Below are 15,824 nucleotides of genomic sequence, written 5' to 3' on the forward strand. Positions count from 1 at the left end.
TCTTTTTTACTTCTGTTTTTCAATCTTTTGAATTTCCTTTTGACCACTGTCATTGATAAAGTAAGAGATTTCTACTTTGTCTCCTGGTTTGAATTCATTTAACACATCTTTAAAATTATCCGTAAATTCATAGCTTAAGGTCGTATTCACTTTTTTCACTTCGACTGTATGTGCATCAGCCATTCCAATAAATTCAGCTTTTTCTTCCAGCACCTGAGGAGTTGAACTGCTTGTGTTGTTTTCTCCCGAGGACTGCTCAGCCGTTCCACATGCTGTGAGCACGATACCAAGTAGTAGTATTAAGAACGGTAAAACGACGATTTTCTTCATTTTTTTCACCTCATGTCTTTGTATCGTCTTATAACTTAATATTTTAAGGTAAATTTAAGGTTTTTTGAAACCTTTTTTTTGTTACAACGTCTATATCTAGGTTCAGAGTAAAAAAATAACTTGTTTATCAAGATTCGTAAACCTATAATCATGGAAGAATCATAGAAAAGGTGAGGGACATTATGAGAGCTGAAAGAAAACGAAAGAAGAAAAAGGTTCTTTGGATTGTTTTATCGATTATTGGCTTATTCGTATTAGCAACTGGCGGATATGCATATCATCTTTGGAATACAGCAGCATCAACCGTGGCAGGCATTCAGGAGAATTTAAAGAAGTCAGATAAGCGTGACAAAGATGTCGATTTAAATAAGAAAGACCCGATTTCTATTTTAGTCATGGGTGTTGATGAAAGAAAAAATGACCGCGGCCGTGCGGATACATTAATATACATGACCGTTAACCCAAAAACCAAAACGACTGAGATGGTGAGTATCCCGCGTGATACGTATACGAAAATTGTCGGAAAAGGCACAATGGATAAAATCAACCACTCCTATGCATTCGGCGGCACACAAATGGCAGCTGATACTGTAGAGGAATTGCTTGATGTACCTGTTGATTACTTCGTGAAAGTCAATATGGAAAGCTTTAAGGATATTGTCGATACACTTGGCGGCATTACAGTGAACAGCACATTAGCTTTCAGCTATGATGGTCATTCATTTGGTACAGGAGAAATTAATCTAAATGGCGATCAAGCCCTCGCCTACACAAGAATGAGAAAACAAGATCCAAAGGGTGACTTCGGACGTCAGCAAAGGCAGCGTCAAGTCATTGAAGGCATCATTGCTAAAGGGGCAAACATTTCATCTATTACGAAGTTCGGCGATATGTTCAAAGTCGTGGAAAACAATATGAAGACTAATATGTCATTTGATGATATGTGGACGATGATGAATGACTACCGTGACGCAAGACAGCGTGTGAAGCAGCACGAGCTGAAAGGAACGGGAGCACGCATCAATAATATCTATTATTATCAGCTTGATGATAGCAGTTTGGCTAAAGTGAAGAAGGAATTGAAGGACAGTTTGGAGCAGTAAAAAAAGAAGACTACATGAATGTAGTCTCAGATTGTTGACAAAGGGCTAAAATGGTTTTTATTTTAGCTCTTTGTCTTCTTTTTTTATGATTTAAATGGGGCAGGTTTTTCTTCACTTAATCCAAATCGATGGAGGAGCTCCTCGACAATTCGTCTCGATGCTTGTCCGTCACCATAAGGGTTAGACGCCTTAGACATGCTGTCATACTCCTTCTGATCTACTAGCAGCTCTTTAGCCATTTTGTAAATGGTCTCTTCATCCGTACCTGCAAGCTTAAGTGTGCCTGCTTTCACGCCTTCTGGACGTTCTGTTGTATCACGGAGCACTAAAACTGGCTTCCCTAGAGAAGGCGCCTCCTCTTGTACACCGCCAGAATCCGTTAAGATAAAGTGCGAAGCGGCAGCAAAGTTATGGAAATCAACGACTTCAAGCGGTTCAATTAAGTGTACACGATCGAGACCGCTAAATTCTGTCTGAGCTGCATCACGTACGGCAGGGTTTAAATGAACAGGATAAACGACCTGAACATCTTCAAACTCTTCTACAACACGTCTAATGGCTCTAAACATATTTTTCATCGGCTGGCCGAGATTCTCTCTGCGGTGGGCCGTTAACAAAATCATTTTATCCGTGCCTATTTTCTCTAAAATAGGGTGCTGATAATGCTCAGTAACTGTAGTTTGCAGGGCATCAATCGCTGTATTCCCTGTCACACAAATGGTCTCTTCTTTTTTATTTTCAATTAAAAGATTCTGCTTCGCTTCCTCTGTAGGAGAGAAATGAATATCGGCAATAATGCCTGTCATTTGACGGTTCAATTCCTCTGGGAACGGCGAATACTTATTGTGTGTTCTCAATCCTGCTTCGACGTGCCCAACTGAAATTTGGTGATAAAATGCTGCCAAGCTTCCTGCAAAGGTTGTTGTAGTATCCCCATGGACAAGGACAATATCAGGTTTTTCTTCTTGGAATAATTGGTCTAGCTTTAACAGTGCATTTGATGTGATTTCAGATAATGTCTGGCGCTGCTTCATGATGTTTAAATCATGATCTGGCGTAATTGAAAAAGCCTCAAGAACTTGATCAAGCATTTCTCTGTGCTGGGCTGTCACAGTGACAATCGAATTTATCAGTGGATGTTTATTTAATTCAAGGACAAGTGGTGCCATTTTGATCGCTTCAGGTCTAGTACCGAAAATAGTCATTACATTTAGTTTTTTCACTTGTTTAATCCTCTTTCCTAGTATAGTACTTTCAATTATACACAATTTGGAGGATAAATTTAATGGTATAAAAAAAGAAATTTACATTGAATTAACGTTAAATTTCTCTTTCCTTTACATTTAACATATAAAATATGAATTATCTAAAATTCATTTTAGTGAAATCATTTGTCTTTCCTATGATTTGTAAGTTACACTTTAAACAGACGACCAAGAACAAACATTGAGTGATTAAATCGGTTATCTATGTAAGGAAGGTGCAAAGTTCATTGAAAAAAGTACGTAAAGCCATTATACCAGCTGCAGGTCTTGGGACACGTTTCCTCCCTGCAACAAAAGCTATGCCTAAAGAAATGCTGCCAATCGTTGATAAACCAACCATTCAATATATTATTGAAGAAGCTGTTGAATCAGGAATTGAAGACATTATTATCGTCACTGGAAAAGGAAAAAGAGCCATTGAGGATCATTTTGATTTTGCACCAGAGCTAGAGCGCAACCTAGAGGAAAAAGGGAAGAGCGAGCTTCTAGAGAAGGTGAGAAAATCCTCTAACATTGCTGACATTCATTACATACGTCAAAAGGAACCTAAAGGACTTGGACACGCTGTTTGGTGCGCACGCAATTTTATCGGTGATGAGCCATTCGCCGTTTTATTAGGCGATGATATTGTTCAAGCTCAAACACCTGGGCTTCGCCAGCTGATGGATGAATACGAAAAGACCCTTTCATCTGTGATCGGTGTTCAGCAGGTAGCAGACAGCGATACGCATCGCTACGGGATCATCGACCCTCTTACACAAGAAGGACGCCGCTACCAAGTGAAAAACTTTGTAGAAAAGCCGCCGCAAGGTACAGCACCATCCAATCTAGCCATCTTAGGACGATACATTTTCACACCAGAGATTTTTATGTACCTTGATCAGCAAGAAATTGGTGCAGGCGGGGAAATTCAACTGACAGATGCCATCCAAAAGCTGAATGATATCCAGCGTGTATTCGCCTATGATTTTGAAGGAAAACGATACGATGTTGGTGAGAAGCAAGGATTCATCGAGACGACTCTCGAGTTTGCCCTTCAAGATGAGGATCTAAAAAAGAAACTCATTCCATTTATGAAACAGCTTCTCGAAAAAGAAGAAGCGAATTAAAAAAAGCTGCCGGAATCGGCAGCTTTAGATTGTTGACAAAGTGCTAAAATGATTTTTATTTTAGCACTTTGTCTTCTTTTCAGCGTGATAGAAAACCTTTGAAGTCTAGGAAGGGCGAGCACTGGCGCGGAGCGAATTGAATATTCGTGAGCACCAGCGCGCAGACCTGACAACGAATGCGAGGGTTTGTCTACACGCTGAAGCTGCCTTAATCGGCAGCTTTTTATTTCATCACTGAAATCGTCAGTGTATGCTGTTCATTATCAATGACAAACAGATTGCTTTCGCCCTTTACTGCGAATTTCGTTTGTTTCTCATTCATCCAAACCTTCTGTTCTGTCAGTCCAAGTGTCGAAGGAGAGATCGGCATCACCTCATGAAAGACAATAGCATTTGCTTGACCATTTTGAATGACATAGTCAGTTTTCTCTGTGGTCAATCGCTCGATCGTACCGCCTTGATCACTTTTGATCGAGCTCAGCGTCTGCATTTTTTGCTTAAGCACCGATTCTTCTTTTCCGAGGAAAGAAAGTAAATACTCATACGAGCCAGCAGATGCGGGCGATACATACGAGTTGAACTGTCCAGGTCCAATGGATAAAGACTTTAATTCCTCTGCATGTTGAAGCCCTTCAGGTTTGACAAAATACGTCTCTGATGCTGTTTTGATTTGAACGGTTTGTTTATTTTCAGCGACAGCTTGTACTTCTTGTCCGAATGGCAAAGTGACACCTACCTTCTTTTTCATGGCTTGATCTTTGTACACCGTGAGTGGATCTGCCGTGACAAGCGTCTGTCGATCCACCTTTTTCATATCAGGCGCCCCTTTCGTTAGCTGGTTCTTTGACTGAGGCGATTCTGTCTTATCTGCTGGGATGGCGCCAAACGTCGCCAGTGTACGAAGTGGACGATCCGAAAACATCGATAAGGCAAGTAAAATCGTTAAAACTGCTATTATCGTCACTTGAAAGGCTGGTCCAAAAAAGGAACGTCGTTTTCCGTTCTCATCATATCGAGACACCTTCTCTGTCTTTTTTTGTACACCTTTGCGACCTTCTTTGTGTTTCAATTGATATTCTTTTTTTTCTTTTTTAGAAAGCTTGTTAAACCATTCAACAAACTCCTTATACTCTTTCACGACCTTCTTCGTCTCATCAAACATACGAAGCTCACCATAATGCATCCAAGCCACTCGGTCACAGATTTTTTGAATTTGGCTAATGGAATGGCTGACAAAAAAGATCGTCTTCCCTTGTTCTTTAAATTCTGTGATTCGATCCACGCATTTTTGATAGAAGGTTTGGTCACCAACAGACAACGCTTCATCAATAATCAAGATATCTGGATCGATATGCGCTGAAATGGCGAAGCCAAGACGTGACTTCATTCCGCTTGAATAGCTTTTCACAGGCTGATCAATAAAGTCACCAATATCCGCAAACTCTACGATTTTTTCATATAGTTCGTCTATCTCTTTATTCGTCAGCCCCATCATCAAACACTTGAGGCGAATGTTGTCTTTCCCGCTTAATTGGTTGTTTAGCCCTGCCGCAATGGCAATTAACGAAGGCTGACCGTCCATATCAACTTCACCACTTGTCGGTGGAATGATTTTCGCAAGAAGATTCGACATCGTTGATTTTCCAGATCCGTTGATCCCTACAAAACCAATCGTCTCGCCTTCATATACATCAAAGGACACATCACGAACAGCAAAGAAACCTTTTTCATTTTTATTAGGAAAAAACAGCCCTTTAATCTTATCTGACTGCTTTTTATATAGGACGTATTGCTTGGATACGTTTCGAAACGAAACCTTTAGTTTCATCGTATAATCTCCTTACTTTTTAAAGAAAATCGACAAATTTATCCCTAAATTTCATATGAAGCAATGAACCGACTGTTAAAAGAAGTAGCGTGATCAGCCAAAAATAAAGCGTATATTTCACATCATGGAAGAACCATTCTCCCTTTAACAAGCTATTTCTAAAACCATCAATAATGTAGAAAAGAGGATTCAATTTTAGTATATCCCCGATCCATGCTTTGTCTCCAGTGAGCTTCTCTGAGATATTCCAAAAAATCGGCAGCAAAAAGAAAAGTAAACGTGTCACTGATTGTAAAAGAAATTGATAGTCTCTCACGAGTACGCTAATCGTGGAATTAAACAAACTAAACGAAAACATAAACGCGATCATACAAATAAGATAGTATATATATTGTAGCCAATGCGCATCAGGATATATGCCATAGGAAATCAGCACAATCAGATAGACACCCATCATGACAAAGTAGCTGAACAAGTTGGACATAATCACTACAGACGGCAGCGCACTAATCGGGAAATTCATTTTCGATACCATATTAATACGTTTAAACACACTGTTTGATCCATCAAGTATCGTCGGACTAATGAAGAACCAAGGGATTAATCCAGCCAGCATCCAAATGATAAACGGAACTTCCATCCCTCCAATGACAATTGGCTGTCCTCCGCGAATTCCCAGACCAAAAACAAACCAGTAAGCCAGCATTTGAATCAATGGATTTAAAAACTGCCATAAAACACCTAAATAATTCATCTGATATTTTGATTTTGTTTCATAAACAGCAAGTCGCATAATCAGCGGAAATGAGCTGATTTGCTCCTTTAATATCGTCAACATTGCGTTCATTCTAATCTTCCTTAGATATAAGTTTTTGGGATTACTTTTTTAAAAAGCACCGCTCATAATTGTAACAGATAACGATGCACATTTCATCTTATAACAAAAGTCATGCACGTCAAACTAGAAGACAAAAACCCCCTGAATCCTTTCAATCGTTGATTCAGGGGGTCCTCACATATTAGATAATTTGGTGTTCTTTTAAGAAATCCGTAATTCTTTTCGTATTCTGATTATCGTTAAAGCTGTTGATTTTCAGGTATTTTTCTTTATATTCATCTTCCACAACATACTGACAATCGATCGCATGTTTCACGATTCGAATCAGCTCTTGTGTATTATATGCTATCGGTCCTGGTGCATTTTCATCGTTTACAGGAGGAATCGCCTTATACTGTCTAATCAAGTAATCTTTTTCTTCCCAATAAAAAATAGGGTAGGCACCTCTATATTGTGCATCATAAATAGCAGATGAATAATCAGTAATAAACACTTTTGACACTTTTAGCGCTTCCGATGGGTTATCAGAAATAATATGTTTATACTGAGGCAGATTTTGATAAACGTACTGTGAAAATTTGTTATGCGGTACAATTAACAGACGATCAAGAAGACCTGCTTCTTCAAAGCTTTTGATGATTTTGATTAGAACTCTATAGTAAGATGTTTCTTCAATTCTATTCGTATAAATAAGTCCCTCTTCCCAATATCGGTAAGTTGGCATAAAGGCGATCTTATCTGCACCATCTACTAATTTGGCATGATCAAAGGTTGCCAGACCTGTCAAAATCAAATCCTCACGATCATAGTTCATTTTATAAAATTCACCGGCCTCTAATTCAGAGCTGATGACTGATTTATAAATATTGTATTGATTCTTGTCTTTATGGAATCCAAAGGCCATTGGATTATCAACCGGTTTAGCAAACATAATGCCATGCTGTAAAAAGACGAGTGGGACACTCATGATTCTCTCTCTGAGATGGTCAATATACAACCTATCATTCAGAACATGGTTAGATAATTCACTTGATATAAAATAACTGGCATTAAATATACTTAAATAATGTCTGAGACTGTATTTCGGTATGATACCCTTTCCATATTTCGCTTTCAATGCTGGATATGCGTTTGATTTCTTATTAAGAATAAAGTAATTTTTTGAGTCTGTTTGACAATTTTCCTGTACATAGTCATACACTCTAATAGCTGATTCATCTGCTTTATCACTCTTTTTCTCAAAAAACAAATTCACACGATACTTTTTGTCTTTATAGAATGATGATAGGATACTCGCTATTTTTATTTTCACTTTACTAAATAAAGAATATTCCTGTGAATAAGGAATAATGGTTGATGTCACATTTCCAAATAGATTGGTTCTTAGGACTTGCAGCTTGTCCCCATTCTTTTTCGTGATATATGTTTTGACCTTCTTATCCCTCTTTTTCAACCTTAAACTATGGATAATTCGGTGATCATTTCCTACGAACAAGTTATTGTGGATTCTGCTGTCTAAATCAAGATCATTTAACGAAATTTTAAAGAAACCATACCTTTTTAGGAATTTGATCTTTCTAAATGGTCTTATAAATTTCGCCACTTGGTAATCAGAATTTCTAATGTACAGATATTCATATTTTTGGTCTGAATTATACGCGTAATGTGTCAGCCTTCCATAAACATAAAAGCTATTAAACAAACTAAAAATACGTAGTCTTGATGTATGTTTTGTAACAAGATAAGGGTTTCCTCTTACTAAGTAAACACCATTCGTTCTTACATAAATGTAATACCTTTGTTTATTAATCACCAAAATATTAATGATATTATCTTCTTTGAATTGCTCTAATGTATCTTTACCAAAAACCTTGAGCGGCTGATATCTTGGAACAAGTCTAAAGTTGACGATTTTCTTTTGCTCAGTCACCTTATTTAAAATTTTGATTTGATTACGATTATTCACAGTCACTTCAATATCTTTATGTTCCTGCATCACATCAAACAAAATTTTCCTTACATTTAGTTCTTTATTTTGGCAATCATACGTAACGACAAAGTTGAAGGGACTATATTTGATAAAGGAGATGTCTACAAATCTTCTATCTGCCCCATGAATCTTCAAATCCATTTTATAATTCCGATTGATCTCATCTAAGTTCAGCAGCCCTGAGAATAATAACAGTTCCTCTTCGCCTCTATATAAGCCATAGCGGTCTAACCCTAATTGTTTGACATATATATCTTCAAATTGATTGTTAATGTCGATAGGATGTATTTGATTTGGTTGAAGAATGTCAGAACTTTCTTTGACAATATACAAGTTCTGATCCTTAGAATAAAGATAGATCATTTCATTAGAATGATCTATTGAAGATTCAAAAATCATCTGATCCTTTACATTAATTTCACAAATCCTCTTTGATTCGTTTACAATTAGCTCTTTAAATTCAAAAGTACACAACTTCTCTATGTCATCAATATATAACACTAACTTTTGTTCATCTAAATTAAGAATTTCTATAAAATTATGATAAAGTTTGTACATTGAAGCACCTCTATATTATTTTCAGCAAATTTACATTACCGGATAATCTTATCTAAATTTAGCATGTTTACTGTTAAAATTCTATGTTTTTTTATTTTTACCATAACTTTTAAATATGTGTACATTGGAATAAAAAACACAAAAAAGTACCGTTCAAAAGATGAAGAACGGTACTTTTTAAACTATTTTTCAGAAAACACTACTTCCACCACACGCTTCGAGGACTCTCCGTTCTCTAAGTAACAGAATTTCTCATAAAACGGCGCGAATGAAGCTGGCAATGTAAAGGTTGGCTGTTCTGTTTCTCTTACCCAGTCAATGACGCTGGCTGTTTCTTTCACAAGAGGTCCAGGTGCTTCTTGTTCAAAGTCAAAGTAGAAGCCTCTCAGCTTGTCACGATATGTTTCAATGTCTGGCACATAGAATAGCATCGGACGTTTGAGGTTTGCATAATCAAAGAATACAGATGAGTAGTCAGTGATGAGCAGATCAGAAATCATATAAAGATCCCTAATATCTTCGTAATGAGAGAAGTCATAGGCAAAGCCTTCATATGGTCCTAAATCAAAGTTTTCAGCGACTAGATAGTGCATACGCAGAATGATAATATATTCATCTCCGATAGCGGCTCTCAGCTCATGCAAATCAAGGTCTAAATCAAATTTATACTGTCCTTTTTTATAAAATTGATCGTCTCTCCATGTCGGAGCATATAAGATTAATTTTTTATCAAGCGGCAGGTTCATTTTTTGTTTGAGTGCTCTCATCGTTTCTTCATTGTTTTGATTGTGAAGGAAGTCATTTCTCGGATATCCTGACTCAATCATGGTCTTTTGAAATTGGAAGGCACGTGTAAAGATTTCAGTCGAGTAAGCATTTGGAGAAATGAGGTAATCCCAATTCGACGCTTCCTTCGTGAAATTCTTTTTGTATTTTTTCGTGTTTGTTCCAGGCATATGCACCTCGTCCATATCCATCGCCAGTCGTTTTAACGGCGTACCGTGCCATGTCTGCAAGTATGTTGTATGCTCTGGTTTTGGAATCCACAGCGGCAAACGGCTGTTGACGACCCAATACTCAGCTCTTGCCATCGCAAAAATCCATTTCAATGACAGACGATTGATATAGTAAATATCCTTTTCCTTAAACGGTGCTTCGTGCCCTTTTTTCACGCTCCAGATCAATGTATATTCAGGATGATTTTCTTTCATATACTCATAGATCCCACGTGGGTTACAGCTAAATTGTTTTCCATTAAAGCTTTCAAACATAACGGTTTTCTTTTTCACAGACAGCTTGCTCGCCAGCTGAAAGGTCGTTTTAAAGGTCCTTGTTACAAGACGGTTACGGACTTTTTTGATTTTACCGATTTGCTTTTTGAACTTCTTCCACTTGCTTTTGACATAGTACTTCGCACGTGTTTTCATTGTATAATCATTAATTCGAATGCCAAGCGTTTGTCTTTTTTTCTTTCGATACACCTCATATCGAATCGGTACATCATTTCTTTTATGAATTTGAACAAGTCCTTTGAGTTTGTTCGAGCGATCTCCAAGGACTAAAGAAGTGGTCGTTAAAGTCTCCTCTACTCCACCTACATCGCAAATAAATTCAAAATAGAAGCGATATACAAAACGTTTGTTTAACGAATAGGTCAATTCCTCTAAAGGAACTTCTGCTAGAAATTGATAAAGCTGAGGTACCTGTTGATCATCACGGTATTTGACCACTCCCTCTTTTATTGGAGTCATATTTACCGGAAAACGATGCTCAATTGGCTCTTCGCCATTTCTCTTCACTAGAAGCTTTACTTCCTTGATTTCATAAGGATGCTCTGCACTGAGAACGCCTGCATAACCAGATAAAGATAACGTACATTCTTTGTTGAGCTCGATATGATTGAATTTCACAACCTTTAGCTCACGCTTGATTTTAAACGATGCATTTCCTTTATCCGTACGATACGGGATGACATACAGCATCGCGTCTTTATTTTCTAAATAAGTCAGCTCTGGCTTCTCTATTTCCATTTTTAAACGGCGTTTATAGTATGGCGTCTTCTCTTCTACTTCGGCATGATCCGTTTCTTTTAGTTCTTCTTCCTCTTCTTCTGAATCAGAATCATAGGCTGAGTCCTCAAGCTCGTCCTCATCCTCTTCTTTGTTTGCACTCAGATAGTCTGTCACATACAGGTTGTATGTCTGACCCTGCTCTAATGCAAGCGGAAGCGATGGTTCACTCAATACCAATTTAAATAGATTGTCTTCTTGATGAACAAGCGGAAGGAAAAGCTCTTGTTTTGATACCCTTTCCCTCATAAACAAATAAAATTCTCTATCTGTTAATGGCATGTCATCGTCGATGCGAATAAGCATTTCTAGTTTCTCATGATGATTTTTTAACCCTTCAACGACACTCTTCTTATGAATTCCCTCTTCAATCATTAATCGTTAATCTCCTCTGTTCAGAAATCTTACCGTTGTGTTGTCACATTATTTTACTTTCCAAGAATAGTTTCCTTGTTTCGTTTGATACGACCACCCATCGATTGACGATGGTTTATTGGTGAGCAGCTTTTCCTCTACTTCTAGACGCTGCAAAACTTCCTGAAGTTCTTCTGTTTTAAAACGAATGTAAAAATCAACGTATTTTGTTTGATTGGTTTCAATGTTTTTCTTTGTTTGAAAATGCCCAATTGGGAAGCTGACTTGATGGTTTTCATCGATTGTTTGAGATATGATTTCAGCTCCATTCACTCGATCATATCCTGCGAAATCGATTTGCACATGATCCGCATGACTCATTTCGTCCTTCAGCTCAAGCTGAAGATGAAGAACATGATGTTCAGCGCTTAGATCACGCAAAACCCATTTCATGCGGTCCACGATCCTTCTCAGTTCATCTTTACGCTCACGATTTTCGAGCATATGATGAAGTGCTGTATTCCAAAGAGACATTTCATCAGAAGGCACAAGATAAAAATAGGCTTGTTCTCCCAATACCTTCTCAACATCTACCTTATGCTTAGTATCTCCAAAGAAGACGGCATCCACTTGCTGTTTTCTTATTTGTTTAAATAATTCTTCATATTGAGAATTGAGTTGATGCGGATCTTCTTCATAATGTGCGTCATGTACAAATGCAGCATAATACGTTGTTTCGGGCTGATCGATTTTAAACAGGTGACGGTCTTGATCCCGGTCTTCTGTAATCATCAGTTTCAAACGGTCATTTTGTGTTTGAATACTAGATAACCATCGTTGCTTTATATCTGTCTTCTTTGTAAAAGTTTGAATTCCTGTTTTTTTATACCAATTAATATGCCGTACTGGATTCTTTTTTGTATCTCCAGGGTAGATGATCTCCATATAGATATTGCCATCGTCATTGATTAGTTCTTCCAAGTATAGGGCACCTGTATGAGGAACAAAGCTTTGTACTCTGCACAAAACGCCCTGCCAATTGTACTCTTCCCTCTTTATTAATTCCTGCTCTTCATTATATTGATCAATATAACAAATAGGGGAAGATGGCAGTTCATATCTCGTCACCTGCACTGTTGATTCTTCTGCTGGCATCACTGCTTCATTGATCGATTGAAAAGATGTACCGATGATAAATTCCGAGTAACGCCTTTTACTTCCGCTTTCCGGTAGAATATAGTGCTCAAATACATTCAAGATGTCAACTTGGTGCAGAAGGGTCTCCTCCAAGCTATGAATATGTTCTTTCACATTTGCATCATAATTCAAAGTTAAAATGGCATTACGTTTATGTTTGTCAGCCAATGGCTTTAATCTTGCTTTTAAAGACTTCGTTAAGTGCTCATCCTGTTTTGGTACATCACCCATGATAAAGTAGTAGTCCATATCAGGCATGTCAACCGATGTCATTGTTTCATGTTGTTCAGGTTGATCCAATGTGTGTTCAACTTTTTTCTTCATCCAATTTTGAAACAAAGGAAGCTCTCCTTAAAAATAATGATAACTTGCTCATTGTATTTTACATGAAAAAGCACTTCTCACCAAAAGATAAGAAGTACTTTTTTTGATCTATTAAAGTCCAGCAATTTCTTCCTTAATTTGTGTTGTCGAGATGCCTTCTGTTCTTTTCAAGTACACGACTTCGCAATGCTCTTTTAAGAAATCGAATTTACCTTCCCAGTCATCTCCCATGACAAACACATCAATATCGTGCTCTTGCACGTCACGGACTTTTTGATCCCAGCTGTTTTCTGGAATGACTTCGTCTACATAACGAATCGTTTCAAGAATGAGCTTTCGATGCTCGTAGCTATGATAAGCCTTTTTTGATTTTTGTAAGTTAAACTCATCTGTCGAAATGGCCACCACTAAGTAATCTCCAAGCTGCTTTGCACGTTCGAGCAGCTTAATATGCCCCCAGTGTAATAAATCAAATGTACCGTAAGTAATAACTTTCTTCATCGCAAACATGAACTCCTTTCTTCATTCCTTATTCAACTGCTTTCATGCAGTAACGTTTATCCGTAATCCTATGATCTTCGTTCGTATTTTTTCGCTCTTCGGAACCTCATTATATCACAGCGCCCATCAAACGTTAAGCAGATGTAAAGACAAACTATTTCCAATTTATTGGGCGCAGAAGCGAAAGTCCGAAGAATCAATGTTTCTCGCAGCAGCCTCCTTATGAATTGATGAAAATGTCATGAAATTTAAAGGTTTGTAAAGTTATTGTTAATATTTCATGGAGCATCTGTGATAAAATGATGAGTAGACGAAGAATGAATTTACAATGAACGTTCATAGATAACAAGATGAAAAAGGAGGTCTAAACAATGCAAACAGAAGTGGTCTCTAACCTTTCTTATGTAAATGGCGACCTAGATGAATTTATTAGCTATATGAATCACCATCATATTTCTCAAAGAAGAGGCGCCATGATTGCGACTGTCAATCCAGAGATTGGCTATGCTGTTATGAAGGATCAGACGTATCATCAAGTTGTCTCTTCTGCGGATTATGTGCTGCCGGATGGTGTAGGCGTCGTCTTAATGTCACGTTTGACACAAAGTCCGCTGAAGTCAAGAATTGCTGGCTTTGATGTCTTCATGTCTATGCTTGATCTAGCAAACAAGCAGTCTAAAAGTATCTTTTTATATGGGGCAAAAAAAGAAGTGCTTGAGGCTGTTAAACAACGAATTGATACGGAATATCCAAATGTGGTCATTGCAGGCAGCTGTGACGGTTATCAAGCCGATAAACGTTTCGTAGCAAAGCAAATCGCTCGCTCGAAAGCAGATATGGTGTTCGTTGCTTTAGGTTATCCAAATCAGGAGAACTTTATTTATGAATACCGTCATTTATTCCCGCAGGCTGTTTGCATCGGTTTAGGCGGAAGCTTTGATGTATTTAGCGGAACAGTGAAGCGTGCACCACGCTGGATGATTAAAACAAATACAGAATGGCTGTACAGACTTGTTGTGAATCCATGGAGATGGAAGCGAATGTTGAATATTCCTAAATACGCTTTTGCCGTATTGAAAGAAAACAAAGGAAAAAAACGTTACTATCCTGAGCAAGTAAAGGATCAGACGAAGCAGCTGTGAGAGACTGACCAATGATAAATATACGCTCAATGATCATTTCAAGCTATGCAGCTTTCGTTTCTTTTATTGGATGGCTGATGAGCGGCGTGAAACCACGGGAAAACCAGGTGACGCTGCTTGTTTCATTTCAAGAGAATGCAGCTGCTCTTATTGATACTTATCAACAACAGGCGAACATGACGATGAAGTTTACTGTCCTCTATACGAAGCATGCTTCTGCGATAGAAAAGGACGAGTCTCATCTGTCATTTCGCTATTTTCATGAAAAAAATCCTCTCCATCTCATTCAATGTATTTACACGATGTTTAAAAGCAAGGTTGTCGTGACAGATAACTACTTTCTCATGACAAGCGTACTCAGAAAACGTCCTTCTACCACCTGTATTCAAGTATGGCATGCCAATGGGGCGTTGAAAAAATTCGGTCTTGAAGATGCTTCAAATTCGGAACGAAGTCCTCGTGACATCAAACGGTTCAAACGAGTCTATGCGTCTTTCGATTATATCGTTACAGGCTCAGATCATATGCGCGAGATTTTTAAGTCTTCGTTTGGGGTGAATGATGAACGTTTTTTACCAACAGGTGTACCGATGACAGATGTGTACTATGACCAGTGCCCGTCTTCCTTGAAGCCGAATGATTTTCCTAAAGGGAAAAGGATCCTGCTTTATGCACCGACCTATCGAGACTTTGCAATGGACGGTCTTGTCCTTCCTTTTTCAAAGGAGCAATTACAAACAGAGCTAAACGGAGATTATATTCTGCTCGTCAAGCTTCATCCTGCGGTCAAACATTTAGCGAAGGCGGAAACAGACGATGAATGGATATTTGATGTGTCCGATCAGCCGCTTTATCCATTGCTTTGTGCATGCGATGTCCTGATCACAGATTACTCATCGATTGTGTTTGAATATGCACTGCTTGAAAAGCCTGTTTTGTTCTTCACTTATGACTTAGACACTTATCGAGAGAAACGCGGCTTAGTCGATCGGTATGAGGACATCATTCCTGGGAAGGCTTGTGTCACTCGAGACATGCTCTTGAAAGAGCTGTTTCATCTAAACGAATCAGATTACCAAGAACGAATCAAAACCTTCGCCGAGGAATGGAATCAATATTCAAAGGGAAGGTCCAGTGAGCAGCTCTTATTCTTTATTGAACAGCAGCTCTTACACAAAAAACGTCCGGCTTCTCATTAGGAAGCACGGACGTTTTT

General features: G+C 38.2%; 12 protein-coding genes. 4 read left to right on the forward strand and 8 right to left on the reverse strand.

Annotated features, from left to right (window positions below; translation table 11 throughout):
* Positions 1-6: 6 nt before the first annotated feature.
* On the reverse strand, positions 7-330 hold the full coding sequence (locus tag CKW02_RS17485) for a hypothetical protein (RefSeq protein ID WP_003212891.1): 324 nt from the start codon (positions 328-330) through the stop codon (positions 7-9).
* A 182-nt stretch (positions 331-512) separates the two neighbouring features.
* On the opposite strand from CKW02_RS17485, the gene tagU reads away from it, so the two are divergent.
* Positions 513-1,433 carry a polyisoprenyl-teichoic acid--peptidoglycan teichoic acid transferase TagU gene (tagU, locus tag CKW02_RS17490; protein ID WP_003212868.1) on the forward strand — a complete coding sequence of 307 codons (921 nt, stop codon included), beginning with the start codon at positions 513-515 and terminating at the stop codon, positions 1,431-1,433.
* An 83-nt stretch (positions 1,434-1,516) separates the two neighbouring features.
* Here tagU and wecB read toward each other — a convergent pair whose 3' ends face one another.
* On the reverse strand, positions 1,517-2,656 hold the full coding sequence (wecB, locus tag CKW02_RS17495; protein WP_003212632.1) for a non-hydrolyzing UDP-N-acetylglucosamine 2-epimerase: 1,140 nt from the start codon (positions 2,654-2,656) through the stop codon (positions 1,517-1,519).
* Positions 2,657-2,925: 269 nt separating this feature from the next.
* Between wecB and galU the strand changes: the two genes are divergently transcribed.
* Entirely contained in the window at positions 2,926-3,807 is an 882-nt protein-coding gene (gene galU / locus CKW02_RS17500) for a UTP--glucose-1-phosphate uridylyltransferase GalU (protein WP_095117895.1), read from the forward strand.
* Positions 3,808-4,030: 223 nt separating this feature from the next.
* On the opposite strand, the gene tagH is transcribed toward galU, so the two are convergent.
* From tagH to tagD, 6 genes are all read right to left on the reverse strand, one after another.
* Entirely contained in the window at positions 4,031-5,635 is a 1,605-nt protein-coding gene (tagH, locus tag CKW02_RS17505) for a teichoic acids export ABC transporter ATP-binding subunit TagH (protein WP_003213398.1), read from the reverse strand.
* A 19-nt stretch (positions 5,636-5,654) separates the two neighbouring features.
* Positions 5,655-6,482, reverse strand: a complete 828-nt coding sequence (locus CKW02_RS17510; RefSeq protein ID WP_003213689.1) for an ABC transporter permease — start codon at positions 6,480-6,482, stop codon at positions 5,655-5,657.
* Between the two features lie 172 nt (positions 6,483-6,654).
* Positions 6,655-9,021 (reverse strand): CDP-glycerol glycerophosphotransferase family protein, encoded by a 2,367-nt coding sequence (locus CKW02_RS17515; RefSeq protein WP_003212950.1) that lies wholly within the window; start codon positions 9,019-9,021, stop codon positions 6,655-6,657.
* A 182-nt stretch (positions 9,022-9,203) separates the two neighbouring features.
* A complete protein-coding gene (locus tag CKW02_RS17520; RefSeq protein ID WP_003213154.1) occupies positions 9,204-11,465 on the reverse strand; it encodes a CDP-glycerol glycerophosphotransferase family protein in 2,262 nt (753 codons plus the stop codon).
* 48 nt (positions 11,466-11,513) lie between these two features.
* Positions 11,514-12,980, reverse strand: coding sequence for an alpha-glucosyltransferase N-terminal domain-containing protein (locus CKW02_RS17525; protein WP_003213045.1), 1,467 nt, complete (start codon positions 12,978-12,980; stop codon positions 11,514-11,516).
* A gap of 96 nt (positions 12,981-13,076) precedes the next feature.
* Positions 13,077-13,466 carry a glycerol-3-phosphate cytidylyltransferase gene (gene tagD, locus CKW02_RS17530; RefSeq protein ID WP_008343212.1) on the reverse strand — a complete coding sequence of 130 codons (390 nt, stop codon included), beginning with the start codon at positions 13,464-13,466 and terminating at the stop codon, positions 13,077-13,079.
* Between the two features lie 371 nt (positions 13,467-13,837).
* On the opposite strand from tagD, the gene CKW02_RS17535 reads away from it, so the two are divergent.
* Together CKW02_RS17535 and CKW02_RS17540 are read left to right on the forward strand one after the other, a co-directional pair.
* Positions 13,838-14,608 carry a WecB/TagA/CpsF family glycosyltransferase gene (locus CKW02_RS17535; RefSeq protein ID WP_003213336.1) on the forward strand — a complete coding sequence of 257 codons (771 nt, stop codon included), beginning with the start codon at positions 13,838-13,840 and terminating at the stop codon, positions 14,606-14,608.
* A gap of 11 nt (positions 14,609-14,619) precedes the next feature.
* A complete protein-coding gene (locus tag CKW02_RS17540; RefSeq protein WP_034620150.1) occupies positions 14,620-15,807 on the forward strand; it encodes a CDP-glycerol--glycerophosphate glycerophosphotransferase in 1,188 nt (395 codons plus the stop codon).
* Positions 15,808-15,824: the final 17 nt, after the last annotated feature.

It is taken from the genome of Bacillus pumilus, from assembly GCF_900186955.1.
GTDB classification, from domain to species: Bacteria; Bacillota; Bacilli; order Bacillales; family Bacillaceae; genus Bacillus; species Bacillus pumilus.